The following is a 20,100-nucleotide window of genomic DNA, read 5'->3' as shown; positions in this document are numbered from 1 at the left end:
ATGACCGAGTCCGCGCAGGTGTTCAAAGGTGTGCACGACACCCCCAACTACACCGACATCTTCTTCAACAAACCGATGCGGCTGTGGGTCGCCATCCCCTTGGGCCTAGGCACCACCGCAACCGTCGTGTCCACCGTGCTGCTGCTGAACTCCGGGTACGTGCGCGCCGTTTTCATCTGGGGCGTACTGCTGACCGCGCTGACCGCCGGCATCGGCGCCATCATCCCGCACCGACGACCCTCCCTGCAGTTTCGGGCGCGCAGCCTGTGGCGCACCCTGCGGCCCCGCACCCGCAGCAGCGCCGACACCTCGATACTCGCCCCGCCGCGCGAGGTCATCGGCAACCTGTCCTTCACCGAGCACGGCGTGTACGCCCACTTCCTGCTCTCCGGTCTGCGCTACTACCTGCAACCCACCAAAAACCGCCTCGGAGTCGCCGAACGCCACGTCACCCTGAGCCGCGAACTGCCCTCCGGCCCATGGATTTACGGCCTCGAAGTCCCCCAAGACCAGCGCCAGCTGCTCCGCGCGATGCTGCACGGGCACCGCGACAAATACGACTGGGTCACCGCCTGCCAACACATGCAGGCCACCCTCGCCGCCGAAAACCCCCGAACCCGCATCTTCTGGCTGTCCATCCCGGTCGACGCCGGCCGCGCCGGACACAGCCCCACCGGCCAACTCACCAAAGTCGGCGACTGGCTGGCTGGGCGCGACAAAAACTCCGACTCCTCCCTGCAGGCCTACCACCGGCTGGCCGAAGACGTCATCACCGCCCTGCCCGAGGAATTCGCCCCGATCCCAGCCACCGACGAGATGGTCGACTGGTTCTGGCGCCACAACGCCTTCCGCGGCGTCTACACCAACCCGCTGCCACGTCGCCGCGCGGCCGGGCGGCTGTCGGGCGACCAGCTGCCGCTCGCGCAGTTCGACGACGGCGACCAGGCCAACCGCCCGGCCCGGTCATGGTGGCTGCGCTGGATACCGTCGTTCAAAAAGGTCCTGCGGGTATCGAGCCCGCAGGGTGTGCATCCCGACAGCTATCAAGCCATCCTGCCCGTGGTCGACATGCCCAGCCAGGGCATCGCGTTCCCCGGCTCGGAGATCCTGGCTGCACTCGATGACCTCGACACCGGCGCCACCTTCGATTTCGCCATCCCTCTGGTGATGCGTAGCCGCGACATGGAAACCGTGCGCAACGATCGGGCCAAAGAGAACATCAACGAGCAGTTCTACATGCGCCGCGACGCCCGCGACGGCGACGCCGAGCTGCGCAGAACTGGCCGCCAGCTCGCCGAATATCAACGGCTGCTGGCCACCAACACCGACGAACGACCGCTAGAGACCGGGTTTTTCATCGCCATCGGCGCTGCCGACGAGCACACCGTCGACTACAGCATCAAGCGGCTGCGCGAAGAACTCAGCGGATCGGGTCAAGTCGTCGTGCGCTACTACCGCGGCGCCCAGCAGCGCCTGTGGGCCGCGTTCAACCCCGGTGTGGCCCACCACAAAAGCAGCGTCGAGGAGTTCCTCTACCCGACCACCACCAGAAAGTGGTCGCGGTTCGTGCCGATTACCTCCTCACAGGTCGGAAACAGCACCGGAGTCCTGCTGGGGTTCAACCAGAGCAACGCGCTCAACAGCGCCGTGCTCATCGACCTGCCAGCTGCGGCCCGCCGCAATCACAACCCGTGCCTGGTGTGCGGCGGCGCCCCCGGCTACGGCAAGTCCTACGCCGCCAAACGCATCGCGCGCGCCGAAATTCAGCGCGGCGCCCAAGGATTCATTGTCGACCCCGACATCGCCGAATGGGCCGACGCGCTGGCCGACATCCCCAACAAAGCGATCATCGACATGGGCGGCAGTGAATTCGGCTGCTGCCCGCTGCGCCTATTCCCCGAGAAAGTCGCCGGCGGCTACTGGCTGGACTACATGGTGCCGATGATGCAGCTCGACTCGCGCAGCACCGCCGTGCAGCGGCTGCGCACCCTGCTCACCATCCAAGCCCGCCGACGGCTCGGCATCACCAGCACCGCGTCCCTGATGAACTACCTCGCCAGCATCCAGGCACCGCAAGAGGGCCCCGACACCCGACCCGCCCACGTCGCACAACTCGCCGCCGACCTGCAGCCGGTTCTCGTCGCCCTGCAATCGTGGGCCACCTACGACTTCACCCAGGCCATCTTCGATGACACCCTGCCCGTGCCCGACCTCAACGCCCTCGACGTCACCATCTGGCTCACCAGCAGCCTGGACCTGCCCGACGCCGAGGAGATGAGCACCCCGCACCTCTACGAAGCGCTCTCCGACCGCAAGAAAGCTTCCGTGGCCATCTACGGCATGCTGGTGCGTCTGGCGCGAATCACGTTCTTCGCCAACAAAAACCGCTTCGGACTCATCGTCCTCGAGGAAGCGGGCGCCCTGCTCAACTCACGCGCCGGCGCCTCCGACGCGCACCTGATCAGCCGCCGCGCCCGCAAGCACTACACCGGGCTGGTGATCATCACCCAAGACCCGGTGGCCGACCTGAAACTCATGGGCGACAAGTTCATCACCCAGCAGCTGATCATGCCGTTCGAATCCGATGAGCTGGCAAAAGAAGTCGCGCGGCGCGCCGGAATCCGCGTCGAAGACTACGACGACATCGAGGAATACTTCCTCGCCGAGCCCTCTCCAGAGCACATGCGCGACCCCACCGCATTCGACGACGACGAACTCACCACCGTCACCCCCGCCGGCGCATCGAGTCGCGGCGACCGCGAAGGATACGGCTTCTTCGTCGACGAGTTCCGCCGACCCGCCCCGATCAGAGTGGCCGCCGAACCCGACCCCGTCCTGCACGCCGCCTACGACACCACCCCCGGCCGGGCCGCCGCATGATCGCCAACACCACAACCCGCGCCCAACAGATCGCCGAATGGTGTGGCTACCAGCTCGCCCTCCACCCCCGACTGCGCCACGTCCTCACCTTCTGGCTGACCACCCACGTCCTGGCGCTGTGGTCCATAGCCGCCGCACCGCCGGCCTTCGCCTCCACCATGGCCGGAGCGCTGAACTGGACCGGAATCACCGACAGCTACGGCGTGCCGATCGGCTCCTACTACCTATCGGTGGTCTCCACCCGTGAAGCCATCACCGAGGCAGGCCCCGACCTCAGCCTCAACCCCACCTCGTGGTTTCGGTGGGCCGGCAACGCGCTCACTCAGAGCCTCACCCATGACAGCGTCGCCACCGCGCTGCAGGCCCAAGCCTCGATCTACATCGTGATGATCACCCTGTCGCTGTGGCTGCTGCGCTTCGCGATGTCCTCAACCTGGCTCTACTGGCTGGCCACCTGGTTTCGGCCGCTATTCGAAGTCCTGCGAAACCTACTCGTCGAGCTCTACGTCTTTCCCATCTGCCTCGTGCTGGGCATCGGCGTCGGCGCCTACTACCTGATCGGACAAGGCCGCCGCGGCAGCGGCTGGGGAATCATGTTGAGCGCCTTCATGATCGGCATCATCGGCATGGTTTTGACCAAAGACCCCCTCTCCGAGCTGTACAGCGACAACGGCCTGCTCAACCAGGGCCGCAACCTTGGCTTCACTGTTGCCCAGGGCGCGATGAACAACGGGGCCATCGCCCCCGGAGGCACACAGGGCCAGCTCAGCCACCTCACCGCCGGCATCGCCGATGCCACCATCCGGATGCCGCTGCAGCTGTGGAACTTCGGCAGCCCGATCGACAGCCTGGGCAGCTGCGGCAGTGCCTACTCCCAAGCCCTGCTCACCGGCCAACCCTCCGGTCCCGCACACGCGATGGGCCCCACCTCCGAGGGCGGATGCGGTGCGCCCCAAGCGCTTTCCTTCGCCCAGCACCTCGACGGCAGCAACATCGGCATCGGAATCCTCTTTTGGGTGTTGGGGCTGTGCCTGACCATCTTCATCTGCTACGTCACCTACAGCTACATCATGGTGTGCGGCGCAGCGTTCCTCAACGCCATCATGGCCCTGTTCGCCGCCGGCCCGGCCATGATCAAAGGCACCCCCCGCAGGCGCGCCATGCGCCGCCTGCGCGAGTTCTTCAAACACGCCTTCCTGGTCTTCGTTTACGTCGTCTACATCTCATTCGCCGCCGTCATCCTGCTCAAGATCGCCGCACCCGGCGGATACGGAGCACAGGTCCACATGACCCACCCCGTGGCCCTGCTCGTGCTCATCGCATTGATGTCGATCGTCGCGACCGGCCTGTTCTGGTGGCTCAAAAAAGAGCTCGGCGACCACACCCGCCAGGACCTCACCCACGCCGTGCGCAACCTCGTTCACAACGTGCGCTCCGGATACGACCGCGGCCAGCGCGGCATCGACCGTGGCCGCGACCTCTTCGATCGTGGCCGCCAACGATTCAGCCGCAACAGCGAGGACGATGACGGCGACGACTCCGACCAGCCACTGACCGGCGACCCGATACCTGGCCGCCCCAGCGGTGGACGCCCCGGCGGCCGTAAACGCCCCCGCGGCAGCCAGTCCCGCCCAGCCAGCGCCACCCCGGGCTCCTCACCGAAGCCCACCGGCCCGGCGACCACGACCGCACCCGCCACCGGTCGCGCGGCCGCCGGCGTCGGCGGGGAAGCCGCAACAGCTGGCGGCGCCGCCACCGCAGCCGAGGCCGGCGCCGCAGTCGTGGCCCCAGAGGTCGTCGCCGGAGTCGCCGCCGCCAGCGAAGTCAAGCGCCGAACCGGTGGCCACCACCGCGGCTCAAACCAGCAGCACAACGGCCAACGCCCTTCGCATGGCAACGGCGGCCGGTCCAACCACCGCCCCGCACCCGATTCAGGCCAGCCGCCTGCCCGGGGACGCGCCAGCAATCCCTCCACCGGTCACTCAGCCCGCTCATACCCGCCCGAGCCAAACGCAGACCCCCGCGGACCGTTCAGCCAGCCGTACGGGCCGTTCGATCAGCCCTACGGCGGGCCGTTCGACCAGCCCTACGGAGAGGGCCCGTTCGATCCCGACCCCTACGGAGACGGCCCGTTCGATCCCGACCCCGGCCGCCCACACCGCTGATGCTTCTAGTTTCGGTCGGCGTCCCGTCGCTTGCGCTCGAGTGCCGGTTTCAGAATGGCCAGTGCTGCTCGCGCCTCGTCCTCGGAAAGCGCGGCCAGCACCTCGTCCAAAGGCGCACCTATGAACGCCTCCCATGAGCGCCGGTTGTGCTCGTGGATTGCATCCAGTTCGCCGTGCTCGTCCATGCGCTCAGCGTATGCGGGGCGTCCCGTGGTGCGGAGTCAAGGTGACAGCCAGGTACGCCCTCTTTCAGAGGTGAAGCCTGGCACCCATGTTGTCCATCGGATTCATGTAGAGCATGGCCCGAAACCACGGCTGCGCGTGGCGCTTCGACCGCACCTTCAGCAGACGCGCATACGCGTAGAGCACCCGATGGGCTGGCCGATTGTCCAGCTGGTCGTAGGCCAACACCCCGGTGAACGGCCACGGAAGGCTCTGCTGCAGTATGACAACCCCGGCCCGCGCCCAGTCCAGCGCCGCGTCGAACACCGCGGCATCTTTGGGAGCGGTAGCGAGCTGGTCTTCGGTGTCCAGCGCGTCGGGGTCCATGCCCGCCCGCTCGGCAAGCTCCCACGCAGTTGACGCGTAGGAATCCAAACAGCGCGGGTTGATGCGGTAGCCGCCGATGGGCTTTGCGGCCTTCGAGTACTCCGCGACCTCCTCTGGTGACGATTCGACGTCGACGTCCCAGACTCGCTCTAAACGCCACTCCAGCCGCGGGCCCGCGTCGCGAATAGCGCGCTCCACAGCCTTCAGCTGACGTACCGGCCACTGCGAATAGAAGTCAGCGGCATCGAAGTAGCTGCCCGTCTGACACGCCCTCGGCGGAAATTCCAGACACGCCAACGCTTCGCGCGCCACTTGGCCAGGCGCCAACCAGGGCATGACCCCCGTCGGTGTGGCGTCCATGCCGAAAGGATTCGGCCACAACTGCTGAAAACCCTGGACCACCGGCATGACGTCAGTATCGTTCGATCGCCCCATCCCTTGAGCGGATATCGCCCGTTCCACGGACTGCGCTGGAGTGCCCGCTCGACGCAGGGTGCCCAACGAAAAAGCGCCAATTCAACTAGTCGCTGATGAGGTCGGCCAGGTCGTGATCGCCGCGGCTGCGCAGTACCGCTGCGACGTCGTCGCGTCGGCAATCCAGGCTGGCGGCTAGTGCGGCGAGCGGGTTACGGACGGTGCGGCCGAGCAGCAGCCTAAGCCGTTGGCGTCCGGTGAGTTCGGCGCTGATCCGGTCGAACTGAATCGACTCGTCATCGAGCCGGAATGCGAGCACCAAGCTGTCCTTAAGGTTGGCGCCGGTCGCCAGCGCCGCCGGTCGCAGCGAACCGATGCTGGGCCCGTTGGGCGACGACAGCCGCCAGATCACCGCGACATCACCGTGGGAGCTGTTGAACACCCGTCGCTGCCCAGGGTCGATCCCGAGCGCGGCAGCTACAGCGGGGCGAAGTTTCAACCCGGAGCCTCGTAATGTGTCGACGGTGACCTCGACCGCTAGCCGAATCTCCTTGTCGCCGTTGCGGAATGCGCCGGGCGCCGTCCTCAGGGCTGGCACCGGCGGCAACGCGTCGCTGTCATTACGCCGGCGGACCCGCCCGCCGGCGGTGACGAACGCCAGGGTGCCCAGGTAGCTCCTAACGGAGCCCTCCGCCACATCCGGGAAACGGGCCACCACATCGGCTACCACATCCTCGATCTTCATCGATCCGCCCGAGCTGTCGATCAGAGTCGCGATTTCATCGAAGACCCCCCGATACGGGTCGATGCGCCAGGTCCGCAGGCCCCACGTCAGACGGCTGGCGCGCACGAACCGGTCATCGGCATATAGCGCTTCGCGCACCCCGCGCAAAGCCGTTGTCTCAGCGCCGATTCCGGCGAGGATGTCCTCGGCGGTCACGGGAGCCCCGTGCACGTGCAGCAGTGCCTCTGCCCTGTCGGGAATCGACTCACCCCACCGCACCCAGACATCGTCAAAGCGCCGCAGCGCCACCCGGGTCTGCAGGTAGGTAGCGGCGACCTCGTGGGGCATCCCCAGCCTCGTCAAAGCCTCCAGGAGTCGGGCAGTCGACGGCGCCGGGCACCGACCGAACACCGCATCGACGGCGGCCACGACGTGCTGTTTCCCAGACGTTTTCGTGTTCTCGAACCAGTTGCCTGTCTGCACGTAGGGCCCGGCAAGATATAGCAGCACCTGCGCGGTTTCACTGGACGGGTCCACGTCCAGGCGACATAGCTCGGCGTCGACGACGTCGGCAGGCACGTAGGGGCCCAGTCGGTCGCGCAGCAGCTCCGCGTGCTCCGCGACCTCCTCGTGCGCGGGCTCGGCGAGTAGTTCGGCTAGCCGGGCCTGCGCGCGTGGCTGATTGCGCTGAATGCGAACGCTCGCCACACCGAGGCGCTCCGCGATCGCGTACGTCGTCTGCGGCCGCGCCGCCCACACCCGCCCCGACAGGATCGCCCGATCGAGATCGTCGAATTGATCCAGGAGCCGCTGCACCGCCGCGACAGCCCCAACCGGGCGACCTGCGGCCGCGCGCCGCGCCGCGACGGCATCTGTGGCTGCCTCCAACAACGCCCGCACCGCGCCCACTCCCACGCTAGGTCGGTTCAGCAGCGACGCCGCCGACTGCCCGCCGATATCAGACCAGCACGAGAAGTCGGCCGCACACACCTTGCGGAGCCGGCGCGGCAGCCGCGCGTACGGGATCGCGACCTCGCCGATTTCGTCGAATCCGGCCACCAGTTTTTGAATCGGTGTGTCCGCGCGCGTGTCCACCTCGTCCCACGAGGTCCTCGACGCGAGCTCGGTCACCGGCCTATTGTCCGCCAGCACGCGCAGCTTTAGTGCAGATCGGGCGACTGTTCGGTGGGGTCGGGCAGGAAATGCTCCGGCGGCACACCGAACAGGTGCAGCTGGCGACCGAAATACACCGTAGCCGGATGCGATGCGGCGGTGGCGGTTTCGGCTGCGGCCGCGACGGGAGCGTTCACCGCTCGCCCTCGGCCGGGGTGGGTGGGCCTTCAGGACCCGTCTGGGCCGCCTCTTCGGCGCGGCTGCGTTCGGCATCGGCGATGGCCATCGACAGGCCCTCGGCGAAGTCTTCGCGGGTGAGCTGGCGCAGCGCCAACAGCAGCCGCTCATCAGCAGCGTCGAGGCGATCTGATGTCAGCATCTCGTCGAGTTCTGGAGTGTCGATGCGCTGATTGCGGTGATCGCGGGCCTTTTCCACCACGTTGCGCACGAATCCGCCGTTGCCGAGCCAGTCCACACCTCGGATGACGTCGCCGTCCGGTGTCAGCGACCGCTCGTTGTAGTAGTGCGCGAACACCGGGCGCAGTACCTCCTCGCTGGCGGGGTCGACGATGTCCTCGTCGCGCGCGGCGATCACGCCCGTGAGCTCCCACAGCTCATCGGGGGTGTAGGAGTCGAACACGATCGTGGTCGAAAACCGTCGCCGCAGACCCTGATTCGCGCTGAGCATGCATTCCATCGCTTTGGGATACCCGGCGCCGAACACCACCAGGTCGTCGCGGTTATCCTCCAAATAGGGCAGCAGCGTTTCGATGACCGCCGTGCCGTACGGGTCGCCGTGCGAATAGCCCTGGTCGTAAAGGTTGTGCATCTCGTCGATGAACACCGCCCCGCCCAGCGCCCGCTCGAGCAGCTCGCGGGTGGTGTTCTCGGTTTCGCCGAGGTGGCGACCCACCAGCTTTGACTTCTTGGTCTCCACCACCGATGGGCGCCGCAGCACACCCAGCCCGCACAGCTGCATCGTCAGCGCCCGCGCGACCGTCGTTTTGCCCGACCCCGGCGGCCCCAGCAACATGGTGTGCCGGGAGGTCACCGACACCGGCAGGCCCACCCGGGCGCGGGCCTGGTTCACCTTTGTCGTCGAACGGATCAGCGCGACCTGGCGCTTGGCGGCGGCCATCCCCAGCATCGCGTCCAGCTCGGCTTCACCTTCGGCCAGATACCGTGCAGCTTCGTCGGCGTGCTTGGCCGCTTCGGCTTCCTTGGCCGAGGGGGCGCTGGCGGGATCCCACGGATCGGTGCGGGCCTCGATGGCCTCCGGGGTGGTCAGCACCAGCATGCGTGTCGGGTCATCGAGGGCCTGGCGCGCCGGGGCGAACTTTGAATCCCGCGAATACACCCGGCGCAGCAGCTGCACCGCGTCGTCTTCCTTGCCCAGATGGCGCAGGCACATCGCCTGCGTATAGAGCGCGACGGTGGCCGCCTGCGGACACAGATCGCCATCGATCGCCAGTTTGGCGCGGCGAAACGCGTCCTCGAACACTCCCAGCGACGCCAGCGCGGTCGTGGCCATCGCCGCCGCGGCCGCCCCGTACACCGGTTTGCGCCACCGCTTCTCGGCCGGGAAGTCGGCCAGCACATCAGACCAGCGTTGCGCCCGGAAATGCACCAGCCCGTGGGCGTAGACGAACAGATCGGCGTCGAACGGATCGGTGGTGTTGATCTGATCGAGCAGCACATCGGCGTCGCGGTAGCGGCCCTCGCGGGCCAGCACCACCGCATAGGCCGCGCCCAGCGAGGCCTCCGAGGTGATCTCCAGCCGCGCGAACAAGCCGTCGTAGACCAGCGGGGTGAAACTGCCGGCCAGCACACCCAGCCGGCGGGTCTCCCACCCCATCGCCTCGCGGCACTGCCACGCCCCGGCCAACACGGCCACCGAGTCGTCGCCGGCGATGACCCGGGCCAGCCACGCATCACACATCGCCGGATCAGCCTCGGTGGCCTGCCGGAACATCCTGTCGGCCACTTCCTCGTTGTGGCTGGGCATCAGCCCGTTGACACTGACCCCTGAGGCCAGCAGACCGCGGGTGAACGCGGTGCGCGCGGTCTCGGTAGCGGAGGCGTCCACGCTGCTCATGTGTTGTGACTGTCCCCTTCTTCTGCGTGCGGTCGGACGTGAGTCAAACCCCGGTCGGTCTAGGCGGCCGGTCGGCGCGGACGCCACTTGATCAGGTTGCGCTCGGACTCGACGTTGATGTTGATGCGGGACTGGAAATCGGCGGTGCGGATGACCGCGGTGCGCGCCGAATCCTGCTCGAAATGCACGTCGGCGACGCTGGCCGTGCCCGGGGCGACGATGCGCATGGTGATCGCCGCGCTCGAGGTCGCCGGCGCATTGGCATGGTCATAGACGACCATGATGCCGCGCCCGTCGTCGGGCAGCTGCTCAGGAATCGCACCAACCACCCGCAGCCCCGGCGCGCTGGCCTCGCGCCAATACTGGGCGCGGGCGCTGACCACCAACACGTGGTAGCCGATCGCGGCGCTGCGCATGGCCAGCTGCACCACATAGGCGACCTCGCCGGCAACCGTGACCGTCGAGCGTGCCCCCGGCGCGGCCGCGGCCAGGTCCACCAGCAGCGGGTGGCCCTTGAGGGTGGCGCCCACGATGATTCCCGACGCCCCGATCGGCGCTTTGATCTCCTCGCCGGCCTCCAAACGCCGATGCGGCGCGGTGATGGCCGGGGTACGGGCGCCAGCCAGCCCGGCCCGCACACCCAGATCGTGGCGGCCCGACAGCGGGTTGAGTCCGGTCAGCGGCGGCTGCTTTTGTGGCCCGGCCGTGGCATAGCGGACCAACAGCCCTACGGCCACACCGCCATCGGGTGCCGGGCGAAGCTGCAGCGCGGTCGCGGTGTAATCGGTGTCAGGTGCCCACAGCCGCTCCAGCGCCGAGGTGCTGATGTCGCGCGGCGACACCCAGTACGTCGACACCCACCCGTTGGCGTGGCGCACACCTCCCCAGCGGGGTCGACCGGCGTCTAGACCCAGCCCGGCGGGCAGGATCGCGTCGATGTCGGCGAGCTCCTCGGCCGCGACCACCCGGGCAGGAAGATGACGCGCACTCAGTTCGGTGGCCAGCCGGTGGGCGCACGCGTCCAGTGTGGCGGCCAGCGAATCCCGGCACACCACAGCCGCGGCGTTGTCCAGGCTGTTCATCCGCAGCACGCACACGGTGCGCCGGCGACCGACAGCGCCGTGGTCGGCGACGTGCCCGGAATACGTTTGCGCGTAGTGATGATGCGTTTTGGGGGCGCGGCGCCGACCCACCGACAGCACATCGATACCAGCCAGGGTCACATCGAACTGGCTCAGCGCGTCGGCGATGACCGTCACCGGCAGCGTCGCCGCCGACTGCACCCGGTGGTTATCCAGCGCCGACGGGGTGTGTGAGGGGCCGTCGACGGCCACCACGGCCACCAGTTCATCGCCCTCGGCGCGCAGCGCGGCCTGAGCGTCGGTCCACCGCAGCCGGTGATCGATGGCCGCGGGCACCGCGCGCAGATCCGGGGCGGTGCGGCCCGGGCGGTGGCGGGCGGCCCAGCGGCCCAACAGCCTCGACAACGGGGCGCGCCGCCACGTCACCAGGATCAGCATCACCACCAGAGTCGCCGTCGCGGCGAACACCCACACCACCCACGGCCCGTGCACAAACGTGCCCGCCCACAGCACCGCCACCGCCGCCACGAACGCGGTGATGACCCGCATATCGCGCAGCGCCAATCCCAGCGGAAACATCGGCTTCATTTAGTCGCTCCTTGATCGGGCCATGGCCGCCAGGCCGACCACCACCGCCGAGAGCAGCGCGACCGCGCCGACCCCGCCTACGGCCACCCAGACCGGGGTCATATCGCGGCCCACCGGGGGCGGCGGAAGAATCAGCGGTGTCGAAAGGCGTGCCGGTGCAACGGCTTCCCCTGTCGGCACGTCATAGGTCAGCGCGGCCACCGGGTCGACGATGCCGTGCCCGATCTGGTTGTCCACTCCGCGCGCGGGCGGGCGGGCGGTGCGGATCAGCCGGTTGATCACCTGGTGGGCGGTCAGATCGGGGTACTTCGCGCGTACCAGCGCCGCGACTCCGGACACGATGGCCGCCGAAAACGAGGTGCCCTCCGGTCGCACCATCGTGTTGTCGGGGCCCTCGGAGGCGTTGATCAGACCGTCGTCGCGCGGCGAGAGGCTGACCACATCGGTGCCCGGCGCGGCGATCGACACCCACGGCCCGGCCAGCGACAGGTTCGACAGCGGCGCTCCGGTGGAGTCCACCGCGCCCACGGTCAGCACGTAGTCGGAGAACCACGCTGGGGTGACCACCGTGGTGACACCCGCCCAGTCGCGAGAGTCGTTGGGGGTCAACGGGTTATAGATGGGGTTCTGTTTGCAATCGGTGTTGGCCGTGTTGCCGGCCGCCGCCACAATCACCGCATCCTTTTGCACGGCGGCGTAGTAGATCGCCGCGCCGAGCTCGCGTTGATCGACGATGTTCAGTGCGCTCATGCACGACACCTGCGAAATGTTGATCACCTTGGCGCCCATGTTGGCTGCGTGGACAATTCCGCGGGCCATCGAGGAGATGTCGCCGGCCTTGCGGCGCAGCGCCGGGTCCTGCTCACCGAAGGCATCCTTGGGGCTAAACGCCTTGGAGGACTGCCGAATTGAGATCAGCCCGACATCGGGTGCCACCCCGGAGAACCCATCGGCGGGCGGAATGTTGCCCGCCGGCGGCGGGGGTGGCGGTGCCGGTGGCGGGTTGTCGTCGGGTGGGGCGAGTTTGACCTCGGTGCTCACCAGCTGAACCGCCGGCCCGTCGGCATCGCCGCGGTAGGCCGCCGGAGCGGCCTCAGGCGGCGGCGGAGGTGGCGGGGCCGGTGCGGGCACCTGCTGAATGATCGTCGTCGGGACCGGTGGTGGCGGCGGAGGAGGCGGCGCTTCGGTGGTGGGCACCGGGTCGGGTCGGCGGGTTTCGCGCGGCGGCGGCAGCGGTGTCTTGCCGTCGGCCGGTTCGGCCGCGATCAGGCTGGCCACCCACGTCCCGTGTGCATCGCAATCGGACAGACCGTCGCCCCCGTCGACCACGTAATCGCCGCCCCCTACGAGATTGGGCAGGCGCGGGTGCGGGCTGACACCGGTGTCGATGACCGCCACCGTCACCCCCGCGCCGCGGCCGAACTGCCATGCTTCGGGCAGGTTGAGCATGTCCATGTACTTGGGCTGCACCCGATAGTCGGTGTCGGGCATGGTGGACACCCGCGTGCAGTAGGCGCCCTGGCGCATCTCTTCGGGCGGGCTGGGCGGCCCGTCAGCAGGGACTGCGCCCGGATCAATTGTCGGGGGCCCGATTGCGGCTGCCGTGGGTGTGCCGCACAGCGCCGACAGGCTCACCAGCGCGCACACCGCACCGACCGATGCGCTGGCACGCAATAGGCTCGTCGTTGGGGTCATTATCGGTACCTGATGGCGGCGAAGACGTCCATCAGCCAGAACGCCAGCGGCCAGATCGTCAGCAGCAGAGCGTATTCCAGCCATTCCACGGCCTGCTTGACCACCGGCGTGTAGAAGCTGTTGGGCACCACCATCGCCGCGATCAGCCCGGCCGCGGGGATGGCCACCGTCACCGCGCAGGTGATCAGCAGTGTCGGGGCGGTCCACAGCTCCAGGGCGTAGCGCGCCGAGGTTGCGGCCACGATCGTCACTCCGGCCACCGTCAAGATGGTGGCCTGCCAGCGGTCGGTATAGGAGCGTGCATGCAGCACCAGCCAGCCCGCGCACACTCCGGCGATGATCAGCGGCAGCCACCGTCGATCGGTGTGCGGGTCGGCAAGGCCCACCGCGGCGATCGCCACCAGTGTGCTCAGTCCCGCCAGCAGACCCGTTTGATAGCTGTGGACGCGGTCGGTTGCCACCACGACGTTGCGTACCGACTCCGGCCCGTCGAGCTCGGGGTCTTTGCCGCCGGCCACCACCACCGTGCTGGGCAAATCCGGTCGGGTGTCGAACACCCATTGGCCCGTCGGGGACGGGAAGACCGGAAGCCGAATCCGCGCGGCTTGGCGGGCCAGGTTGGGTGTCCATTTGATCAGCACCGTGGCCGCCAGCAGCACGATGCACAGCAGCACCGGAGCCGAGGTGATCCACAGCGCCCGGGCCAACCCGGTGCCCAGCGCGGCAGACGCGAGCACGATCGCCGTTGTGCACCAGGCGATATGGCGGCCGGTGAACCGGATGATCAGCGCGGCGGCGCCCAGCACGATCGCCGCGCCGAACGCCGCGTGCGGGGCGCCCAGCGGGCCGGGCACCGCCAGCACCGCCGTCACCGCGGCGGCGGCGGCTCCCATCAGCAGCAGCGCATCGGCCAACACCAGCTCGGCAGCCAGCTCGTCGGCGACGTTCTGATCGGGCTGGCCGTCGCGGGCGGCTGCGCGCCGGTGGCGCGCGGATCGGATGCCGATCACAGCGGCCGCGATCAGCAGCATCAGCGTCAGACCGCCTGCAGCTGCGCCGGCCAGCCAGTCGGGGTGGCCGAAGCGCCACCGCGCCAGCACCGCGAGCACTATCACGACGGCGGCACCCAGAATCGCCGTGCCGACTCGTGTGCCGAACGCCGGCTTGAGGTCTTTCCAGTGCTTGCGCAGCTCGGTGGCGACCGCGGTGGTCACCGCCTCGATCACGGGTTTGCGTGCTTCGGTGTCGTCGATGAACCGCAGCCACAGCTGGGTACCGTCGACGATGCCTTGATCAGTCAGTGATCGGTTGGGCGACAGCGGGGTGCCGTCCACCCAGCACAGCGCCCAGCGGCCCCGCACCGGCGCGCTGTCCTTCTTGGCCACATCGCGGCTGCCGGTCGCGGCCAGCCGGGGTTGGCCGATCTGACCCAAATGGGCGTTGGCCAAATCCACGATCGCCTGGATCTGCACGGCCACCGGCGCCAATGCGTCCACGCCGATCCCGATATGCACGCCCGCGACCAGCAGCCCGACGCGGACCCGCCGGGACTGGCGCGACGGTTCCGGTGGCGGCGCGGTCGTTTCGGAGCGGTGGGCAACCGAGGTCATCGCGCGCCCGCCCGTGCGGTCGCGAACCCTTGGGCCAGCCAGGCCGCGATCTCGATGTAGGCGAGCTGGGTGCGCCGCCGCAGGGCCCCGAAGTCCAGTTCGGCGCCGTCGCGTAGATGCCGGTCGAACGGGACCGTCGTCACCGCGCCCACCCGTGACCGCAACCGGTCATGCACCGTCTTGTAGAACGCCTTGTTGTAGCAGCGGTTGACGTCGTTGAGCACCAGGATCGAGCGATCCAGCAGGTCCTGCATGTTGCGTACCGCCAGCCACTCCAGGGTCTTTTCGGCGGCCTCGGCCCCGTCGTAGTTCATCGTGCCCAGGATGACCAGCGCGTCGACCGAACCGAACACGCCCTTCATCACCCGGTGTTCGATGTGGTTGCCGCAGTCGATCAGGGTGAGCTGATAAAAGCGCTGCACGCTGTCCAGGGTGTCGATGAACAGCTGATCCGACAGCGCCAGCGGGTTGGCCACGTTCTGGTTGCCGGCCAGCACCTCCAACCCCTGCGGGTTCTTGCCGGTGTAGCTGCGCGCCTTCGGGTAGGTGTGGACCTGCTCGTCGGCCATGTACTCGCGAATCGAGGCTGTCGTTGCCGGGTCGATGACACGGGCCAAGCTGCCATAGGTGGGGTTGGCGTCCATCGCCAGCACCGGCTCGGTGCGATAGGTCGAAAACACGGTGCCGACTCCGGCGGTGGTGCGGGTCTTGCCGACACCACCTTTGATCGACACAAACGCGATCGAATAGTTGCCGGGAATGTTGGAGCCGATCAGGGCGATCTGATCGCGCAGCGTGCGCTCAGCCGGGCCTGCGCCGAGGTTGATCAGGTGCCCTGTGCCAACGTAAACCGCTTTGCGCCAGCCCATTTCGGCTGGCAGGGTTCGTGACTTCGTCAGCTCATCGGGACGGAAATGCGACGGTGGCGCGGCGTTGGGCGTCCAGCCCGCGCTGGCGCTCGTCGAGGGTTCTGCGGACTGCCACGCCGGTGGACCGTGACGTCCCGGCGGCTGGGTCGCGCGTCGCTGCGGCCCGGTGGACGGTCCGGGCGGTGGTACCCGCGCCGGCCGCCCAGCGGCCGCCCCGCCGTTGTGGGCTTGGCCGCTGTGATAGCCGCCGGGCTGGCGCTGCGGTGGCGGGTAACGCGGGTCTCCGTAGCCCGGCGCGAGCGGGCCGGGCTGCTCGGCGTCGGGGCCGATCTCCGGCCGGCGGGCGTTGCCGCGTTCGGGCGGGCGTCCGGCCAGCGGGTGGGACTCCGCGGGCTCCTGCGCGGCGGGCTCCACCGGGGTGGTGCGCTCAGGATCGGGGGCGGGCTTCCATCCGCCGGACAGTTGGCCGTGCGCAGGGCCGCCCTCGCGGGCCGACGGGTCGTCGGGCCCGTGCGTTCGTGGGTGTGTCCGGACGGTCTCGTGGTGCGGGCCGGCCGCGCCCGGCGGGGCAGGCGGGGCCTGCGGTGCTGGGCCAGCTTCGGGCGCAGGGCTCGGCGGCCGACCGGTGCGTACCCGTGCGACCGCGTCGGGCGGCAGCACCGCGGTGTGGTCGTCGCGCTCGTCGCGTTCGACGTCCGCGCCGGCCTCACCCAGCGAGGGCGACTCGCCGATAGAGGGTGCTTCGCCGAGGTCGGGTTCACCGACCGGCTCAGCGTGCCCTTGTCCCGCTTCCCGCTCTGGTCCCTGTTCGGGCAGATAGCGGGTCATGAAGTCCGGATCCATGGAAACAAACCCCTAAGAATATTTGTCTTGGAAAACCCCTGTAGGGCCAGTCTAAAGCGGCTTTTTCCGCTTAACTACGGCCAAACAAGACTTATCGAGAAAACCCATTTTCTTGACCCCTCACATCCGTTCGTGAGTGTCCCAATTCGCCACGTCAACGCTCGCCAACACCGATCGCACACCCTGCTCCACCTGCGCGCCGGAGGCCGGGGCGATCGTCATCCAGTCCTGCCCCGACCCGCGTACCGCCGCCATCTGATACATCACCACTCGCCCGGCCTCGGTGTCGCGCACATCCAGCACCGTCCGGCCCGGCCGGATATCGCCGTCGAGGTAGCCGCGCGCATACATCACCGCTTCGGCCACCGGTGAGTCAATCACCGCGGCCAGCTCGGCCAGCGCCGCACCTGAAACCCCCAGTGTGCGCAGCGACATGTCACGGCCCGGCGCATCAGCGGGCATCGCCGCACGTTCAGCGGCGACCGACATCAGGTCCTCGACGGCGACGTTGAGCGCCGGTATACGCGAGGGTGCGGCGGGGTGCACCACATCAAGTTGACCGCAGACCACCGCCGCCAGCCACTCGATACCCCCGCCGGCCACGTCATCAATCGTGACGTCCTCGCCCGCCCGTGCCGCCGAAACCCACCGACCGCCCCGGCGCGCCAACACAATTCGCAACTGATCGTCGGGGATGGCGCGCCACGTCGCAGGGTCGTCCAGGTTCATCTGCGCGGTGGCCAGCGGCCCGCCGCGGGAAATCAGCACGGCCACCTCGACATCGGGGGCCGCCAACACCTGCAGCCGCGAGGCGAGTTGACTCAGCACCTGACCTGTGTCGTCGACCAGACCCTGCTCGCGCAGCAGCTCGATCCCAGGATGGTCGACTTGCCAGTCATTGGAGCGAGCCGCCCCGTACGGGCGCAGACGCAATTCCGGTGCCAGCGTGGGGATTCCGAGCAGCGCCTGCAAGAGCCACAGCCCCTCGAGGTTGACGGTGACGTCGGGTGTCACCTCGGTTGATTCCGCCCACATGATGTGGTTCTCCTTAAGTCCTGATACGACCAGCGGCGGCGCCCTGTCCAACAGGGTGCCGCCGCTTAGCCTTTCGGGCCGACGAGGTCTCCCGCGCTAGATCGACCAGCCGCCTTGGATGCTCTGGTCGAGCGACTGCATGTTCGAGCCGACGGTCTGGACCTTGGCGCCGTGCTCGTCAAGGGCCATGAAGATGGTCTGGAAGTTGCGGTTCAGTTCGGCGACGAACTGCTGGAAGCCCGTGCTGCCGGCGCCGCCCCAGATGTCGGCGGCGGCGTTCACGTCGGCGATAATCGCGTGGTACTCGGCCTCCAACGCCGCCGCCTGACCCTTCAGCGTCGCGCCGTGGCTGTGAACATCGTCGAAGTGGTAACTCAGAGAGCCTGGTGAAGGCATCGGTGTATCTCCTTGTCTTGAAACGTATTTCGGATGGACTAGCTCGACAGCGTCGCGGTGGCGTTGTGCTCGCCCTCGTCGTACTGGTCAGCGTTGCGGCCGAGTTGGTCGCTGGTGTGCTGCATCATGTCGCGAATGTTGTTGAACGCCTTCTGCATATCGCCGACACTTGTCATAGAGGCGCCTTCGGCGCTGCCGAACCAGCCAGCCCCTGAGATGTTCTGACTCGAGGCGTAAGCCTTGGCCGACTCGGCCTCGATTGTGTCGGCGTGAGTGGCGAATCGACGTTGGTAATCGCGCATCGCGCCCGAATCCGTCATCAAATTCATTTGGTGCTCCTTACTGGACTTATATGGTGGCAAAAGAATTTGCTGCCGTACTTTTGAAGTCTACTGACCGCCTGTCCCACTGCAACGGTCATCGAGTTATTGCCAAAAAAGAATCGTCCCCCCTCCGCGGGCCCGCCGCCACGCCGTGATCATCGCGGTCTCGGTAGCACTCGCACCGGCGTTCCATACCGGGGTTCGCCGCTGCCGCCCTCGGAATCACGCGGCGCCATCGCCGCCACCGGAGCCCCACCACCCATGCCCGCACCGCCGCCGCTCGCCGGGGCGGCCGCGGCGCTGGCGCCTCCGGTTACCGACAGCGGTTCGGCGGCGACTGCGCCGCCCTGCGAGCTGGCTGCCCAGGTGGCCGGAACCGACAAACCGCCCAGCCGCCCGGCACCGCCCAGGCCCGCCGAAATACCACCACCGGCACCGCCCAGGCCACCCATGCCCGCACCCAGTGCTGGCCCGCCAGCGGCCGCAGCCACCGGAGCTGCAGCGCCCAGGCCGCTGGTCAAGCCCGGATTGCCCATCATCCCCATAAACGGAGACATCAGCGACCCGAACTGGCCCAGGCTTTGCATCGGCGCCGACAAGCCGCCCATCGCCGGCTGCGCGAAACCCTGCAGCACGCTGGGGATGGTGCCCATCAGCTGCGGCCCCATCGACAACATGGTCTGGGCATCCGTGCCGCCCATCTGGCTGGCCTGCGTGCCCGCCGTGGATGCCTTCTCCGCGACATTGCCCGCCGCGGTGCCGCTGGCCTGAGCCACCGACGCGGCCTGCCCGGCGAAACCCGCCGGATTGGCCGTCGCCGCCGGCGGCATGAACGGCACCAGTGAGCCGGTCACCCCGGCCGCATCGGTGGCGTACCCGTACAGCACGGTGGCGTCCTGGGCCCACATCCGGTCGTAGTCGGCCTCCGTCGCCGCGATTGCCGCCGCGTTCTGGTTGAACGGGAAGTTCGTGGCGATCAGCGCGGCCAGACGGGTCCGGTTCTCCTCAATTTCCGGCGGTGGCACCACCCCGGCGTGGGCGGCTTCAAACGCCATCGCCGCCTGCCCGGCCGCCACCGCGGCCTCCTGGCATTGGCCGGCCACCGCCACCATCCACGCCACATACGGGGCGGCGGCCATGGCCATCGTCATCGACGACGGCCCCAGCCATGAGGTGCCCAGCGCCTCCAGGACGGCCTGCATCGCCATCCCAGCCGATCCCATCTCGGCTGCTAGCGCCTGCCACGCTGCCGCCGATTCTGCTAGCGCGCCCGACCCCGGGCCCGCCCAGATGCGCCCCGAGTTGATCTCGGGCGGCAGCCCACCGTAATCGGCACCAAACGCCACTCCGACCATGGGCTACATCGACGCCGCGGCGTTGATCGCCTCGGTGGCCGCATACGACGCCGAGTTGGTGCCCAGCATCGCCACCATCAGCTCGTGCCACGCGGTCGCCACACCGGCGGCGGCCTGATACACCCCGCCGTGGGTAGCAAACGACGCGGCCAGCAGCGCCGACGTCGGCTCCGGCGCCGGCGGTATCACACCCGTCGTCGGCGCGGCAGCAGCGGCATTGCCCGACACCACTGTCGAGCCGATCACCTGCAGGCCGCTGGCCGCAGCGGTCATTGCTGCCGGATCTGTTGAGACAAACATGCAAACCCTCCCGAACTTTTGACCTTGCAAGAATCATAGCGGTGTATACACCCCTATGCTGCCG

General features: G+C 68.2%; 16 protein-coding genes. 2 read left to right on the top strand and 14 right to left on the bottom strand.

Going from position 1 to position 20,100, the window contains the following annotated elements; genetic code table 11:
* Both M1248_RS14960 and M1248_RS14955 read left to right on the top strand, forming a co-directional pair.
* Positions 1–2,880: an ATP-binding protein gene (locus tag M1248_RS14960; RefSeq protein ID WP_317148868.1), complete on the top strand. Its 2,880-nt coding sequence runs from the start codon at positions 1–3 to the stop codon at positions 2,878–2,880.
* Positions 2,877–5,045, top strand: a complete 2,169-nt coding sequence (locus tag M1248_RS14955) for a DUF3824 domain-containing protein (RefSeq protein WP_317148867.1) — start codon at positions 2,877–2,879, stop codon at positions 5,043–5,045. Before M1248_RS14960 ends, M1248_RS14955 begins: the two co-directional genes overlap by 4 nt.
* A gap of 5 nt (positions 5,046–5,050) precedes the next feature.
* On the opposite strand, the gene M1248_RS14950 is transcribed toward M1248_RS14955, so the two are convergent.
* The 14 genes from M1248_RS14950 to M1248_RS14885 all read right to left on the bottom strand — a co-directional run bounded on the left by M1248_RS14950 (position 5,051) and on the right by M1248_RS14885 (position 20,036).
* Positions 5,051–5,230, bottom strand: a complete 180-nt coding sequence (locus M1248_RS14950) for a hypothetical protein (RefSeq protein ID WP_317148866.1) — start codon at positions 5,228–5,230, stop codon at positions 5,051–5,053.
* A gap of 64 nt (positions 5,231–5,294) precedes the next feature.
* Entirely contained in the window at positions 5,295–6,002 is a 708-nt protein-coding gene (locus M1248_RS14945; protein ID WP_317148865.1) for a hypothetical protein, read from the bottom strand.
* 112 nt (positions 6,003–6,114) lie between these two features.
* A complete protein-coding gene (locus M1248_RS14940; RefSeq protein WP_317148864.1) occupies positions 6,115–7,863 on the bottom strand; it encodes a hypothetical protein in 1,749 nt (582 codons plus the stop codon).
* A gap of 29 nt (positions 7,864–7,892) precedes the next feature.
* The gene (locus M1248_RS14935; protein WP_317148863.1) at positions 7,893–8,042 is read right to left on the bottom strand and encodes a hypothetical protein; all 150 of its coding nucleotides are present in this window, start codon (positions 8,040–8,042) and stop codon (positions 7,893–7,895) included.
* Entirely contained in the window at positions 8,039–9,940 is a 1,902-nt protein-coding gene (gene eccA, locus M1248_RS14930) for a type VII secretion AAA-ATPase EccA (RefSeq protein WP_317148862.1), read from the bottom strand. The genes M1248_RS14935 and eccA overlap by 4 nt, the downstream gene beginning before the upstream one ends.
* Positions 9,941–9,999: 59 nt before the next feature.
* Positions 10,000–11,610, bottom strand: a complete 1,611-nt coding sequence (gene eccE, locus M1248_RS14925; RefSeq protein ID WP_317148861.1) for a type VII secretion protein EccE — start codon at positions 11,608–11,610, stop codon at positions 10,000–10,002.
* Entirely contained in the window at positions 11,611–13,305 is a 1,695-nt protein-coding gene (mycP, locus tag M1248_RS14920; protein ID WP_317148860.1) for a type VII secretion-associated serine protease mycosin, read from the bottom strand.
* On the bottom strand, positions 13,305–14,915 hold the full coding sequence (eccD, locus tag M1248_RS14915; protein WP_317148859.1) for a type VII secretion integral membrane protein EccD: 1,611 nt from the start codon (positions 14,913–14,915) through the stop codon (positions 13,305–13,307). Before eccD ends, mycP begins: the two co-directional genes overlap by 1 nt.
* A complete protein-coding gene (locus tag M1248_RS14910) occupies positions 14,912–16,627 on the bottom strand; it encodes a hypothetical protein (RefSeq protein WP_317148858.1) in 1,716 nt (571 codons plus the stop codon). The genes eccD and M1248_RS14910 overlap by 4 nt, the downstream gene beginning before the upstream one ends.
* 120 nt (positions 16,628–16,747) lie before the next feature.
* On the bottom strand, positions 16,748–17,662 hold the full coding sequence (locus M1248_RS14905) for an ESX secretion-associated protein EspG (RefSeq protein WP_317148857.1): 915 nt from the start codon (positions 17,660–17,662) through the stop codon (positions 16,748–16,750).
* A gap of 96 nt (positions 17,663–17,758) precedes the next feature.
* A complete protein-coding gene (locus tag M1248_RS14900; RefSeq protein ID WP_317148856.1) occupies positions 17,759–18,058 on the bottom strand; it encodes a WXG100 family type VII secretion target in 300 nt (99 codons plus the stop codon).
* Between the two features lie 38 nt (positions 18,059–18,096).
* Positions 18,097–18,387, bottom strand: coding sequence for a WXG100 family type VII secretion target (locus M1248_RS14895; protein ID WP_317148855.1), 291 nt, complete (start codon positions 18,385–18,387; stop codon positions 18,097–18,099).
* Between the two features lie 149 nt (positions 18,388–18,536).
* On the bottom strand, positions 18,537–19,736 hold the full coding sequence (locus tag M1248_RS14890) for a PPE family protein (protein ID WP_317148854.1): 1,200 nt from the start codon (positions 19,734–19,736) through the stop codon (positions 18,537–18,539).
* A gap of 3 nt (positions 19,737–19,739) precedes the next feature.
* The gene (locus M1248_RS14885) at positions 19,740–20,036 is read right to left on the bottom strand and encodes a PE family protein (RefSeq protein WP_317148853.1); all 297 of its coding nucleotides are present in this window, start codon (positions 20,034–20,036) and stop codon (positions 19,740–19,742) included.
* Between the last annotated feature and the right edge of the window lie 64 nt (positions 20,037–20,100).

The sequence above is a fragment of the Mycobacterium sp. 29Ha genome, assembly GCF_032883055.1.
Lineage (GTDB): Bacteria > Actinomycetota > Actinomycetes > Mycobacteriales > Mycobacteriaceae > Mycobacterium > Mycobacterium gallinarum.
Note: the sequence above shows the minus strand (reverse complement) of the source record. Positions and strands in the feature narration are given on the sequence as shown.

What these genes read in the sequence shown, in the direction of transcription:
- M1248_RS14960 (WP_317148868.1), top strand. Translation starts at nt 1, where the DNA reads ATGACCGAGTCCGCGCAGGTGTTCAAAGGTGTGCACGACACCCCCAAC.
- M1248_RS14955 (WP_317148867.1), top strand. Translation starts at nt 2,877, where the DNA reads ATGATCGCCAACACCACAACCCGCGCCCAACAGATCGCCGAATGGTGT.
- M1248_RS14950 (WP_317148866.1), bottom strand. Translation starts at nt 5,230, where the DNA reads ATGGACGAGCACGGCGAACTGGATGCAATCCACGAGCACAACCGGCGC.
- M1248_RS14945 (WP_317148865.1), bottom strand. Translation starts at nt 6,002, where the DNA reads ATGCCGGTGGTCCAGGGTTTTCAGCAGTTGTGGCCGAATCCTTTCGGC.
- eccA (WP_317148862.1), bottom strand. Translation starts at nt 9,940, where the DNA reads ATGAGCAGCGTGGACGCCTCCGCTACCGAGACCGCGCGCACCGCGTTC.
- eccE (WP_317148861.1), bottom strand. Translation starts at nt 11,610, where the DNA reads ATGAAGCCGATGTTTCCGCTGGGATTGGCGCTGCGCGATATGCGGGTC.
- mycP (WP_317148860.1), bottom strand. Translation starts at nt 13,305, where the DNA reads ATGACCCCAACGACGAGCCTATTGCGTGCCAGCGCATCGGTCGGTGCG.
- eccD (WP_317148859.1), bottom strand. Translation starts at nt 14,915, where the DNA reads ATGACCTCGGTTGCCCACCGCTCCGAAACGACCGCGCCGCCACCGGAA.
- M1248_RS14910 (WP_317148858.1), bottom strand. Translation starts at nt 16,627, where the DNA reads ATGGATCCGGACTTCATGACCCGCTATCTGCCCGAACAGGGACCAGAG.
- M1248_RS14905 (WP_317148857.1), bottom strand. Translation starts at nt 17,662, where the DNA reads ATGTGGGCGGAATCAACCGAGGTGACACCCGACGTCACCGTCAACCTC.
- M1248_RS14900 (WP_317148856.1), bottom strand. Translation starts at nt 18,058, where the DNA reads ATGCCTTCACCAGGCTCTCTGAGTTACCACTTCGACGATGTTCACAGC.
- M1248_RS14895 (WP_317148855.1), bottom strand. Translation starts at nt 18,387, where the DNA reads ATGAATTTGATGACGGATTCGGGCGCGATGCGCGATTACCAACGTCGA.
- M1248_RS14890 (WP_317148854.1), bottom strand. Translation starts at nt 19,736, where the DNA reads ATGGTCGGAGTGGCGTTTGGTGCCGATTACGGTGGGCTGCCGCCCGAG.
- M1248_RS14885 (WP_317148853.1), bottom strand. Translation starts at nt 20,036, where the DNA reads ATGTTTGTCTCAACAGATCCGGCAGCAATGACCGCTGCGGCCAGCGGC.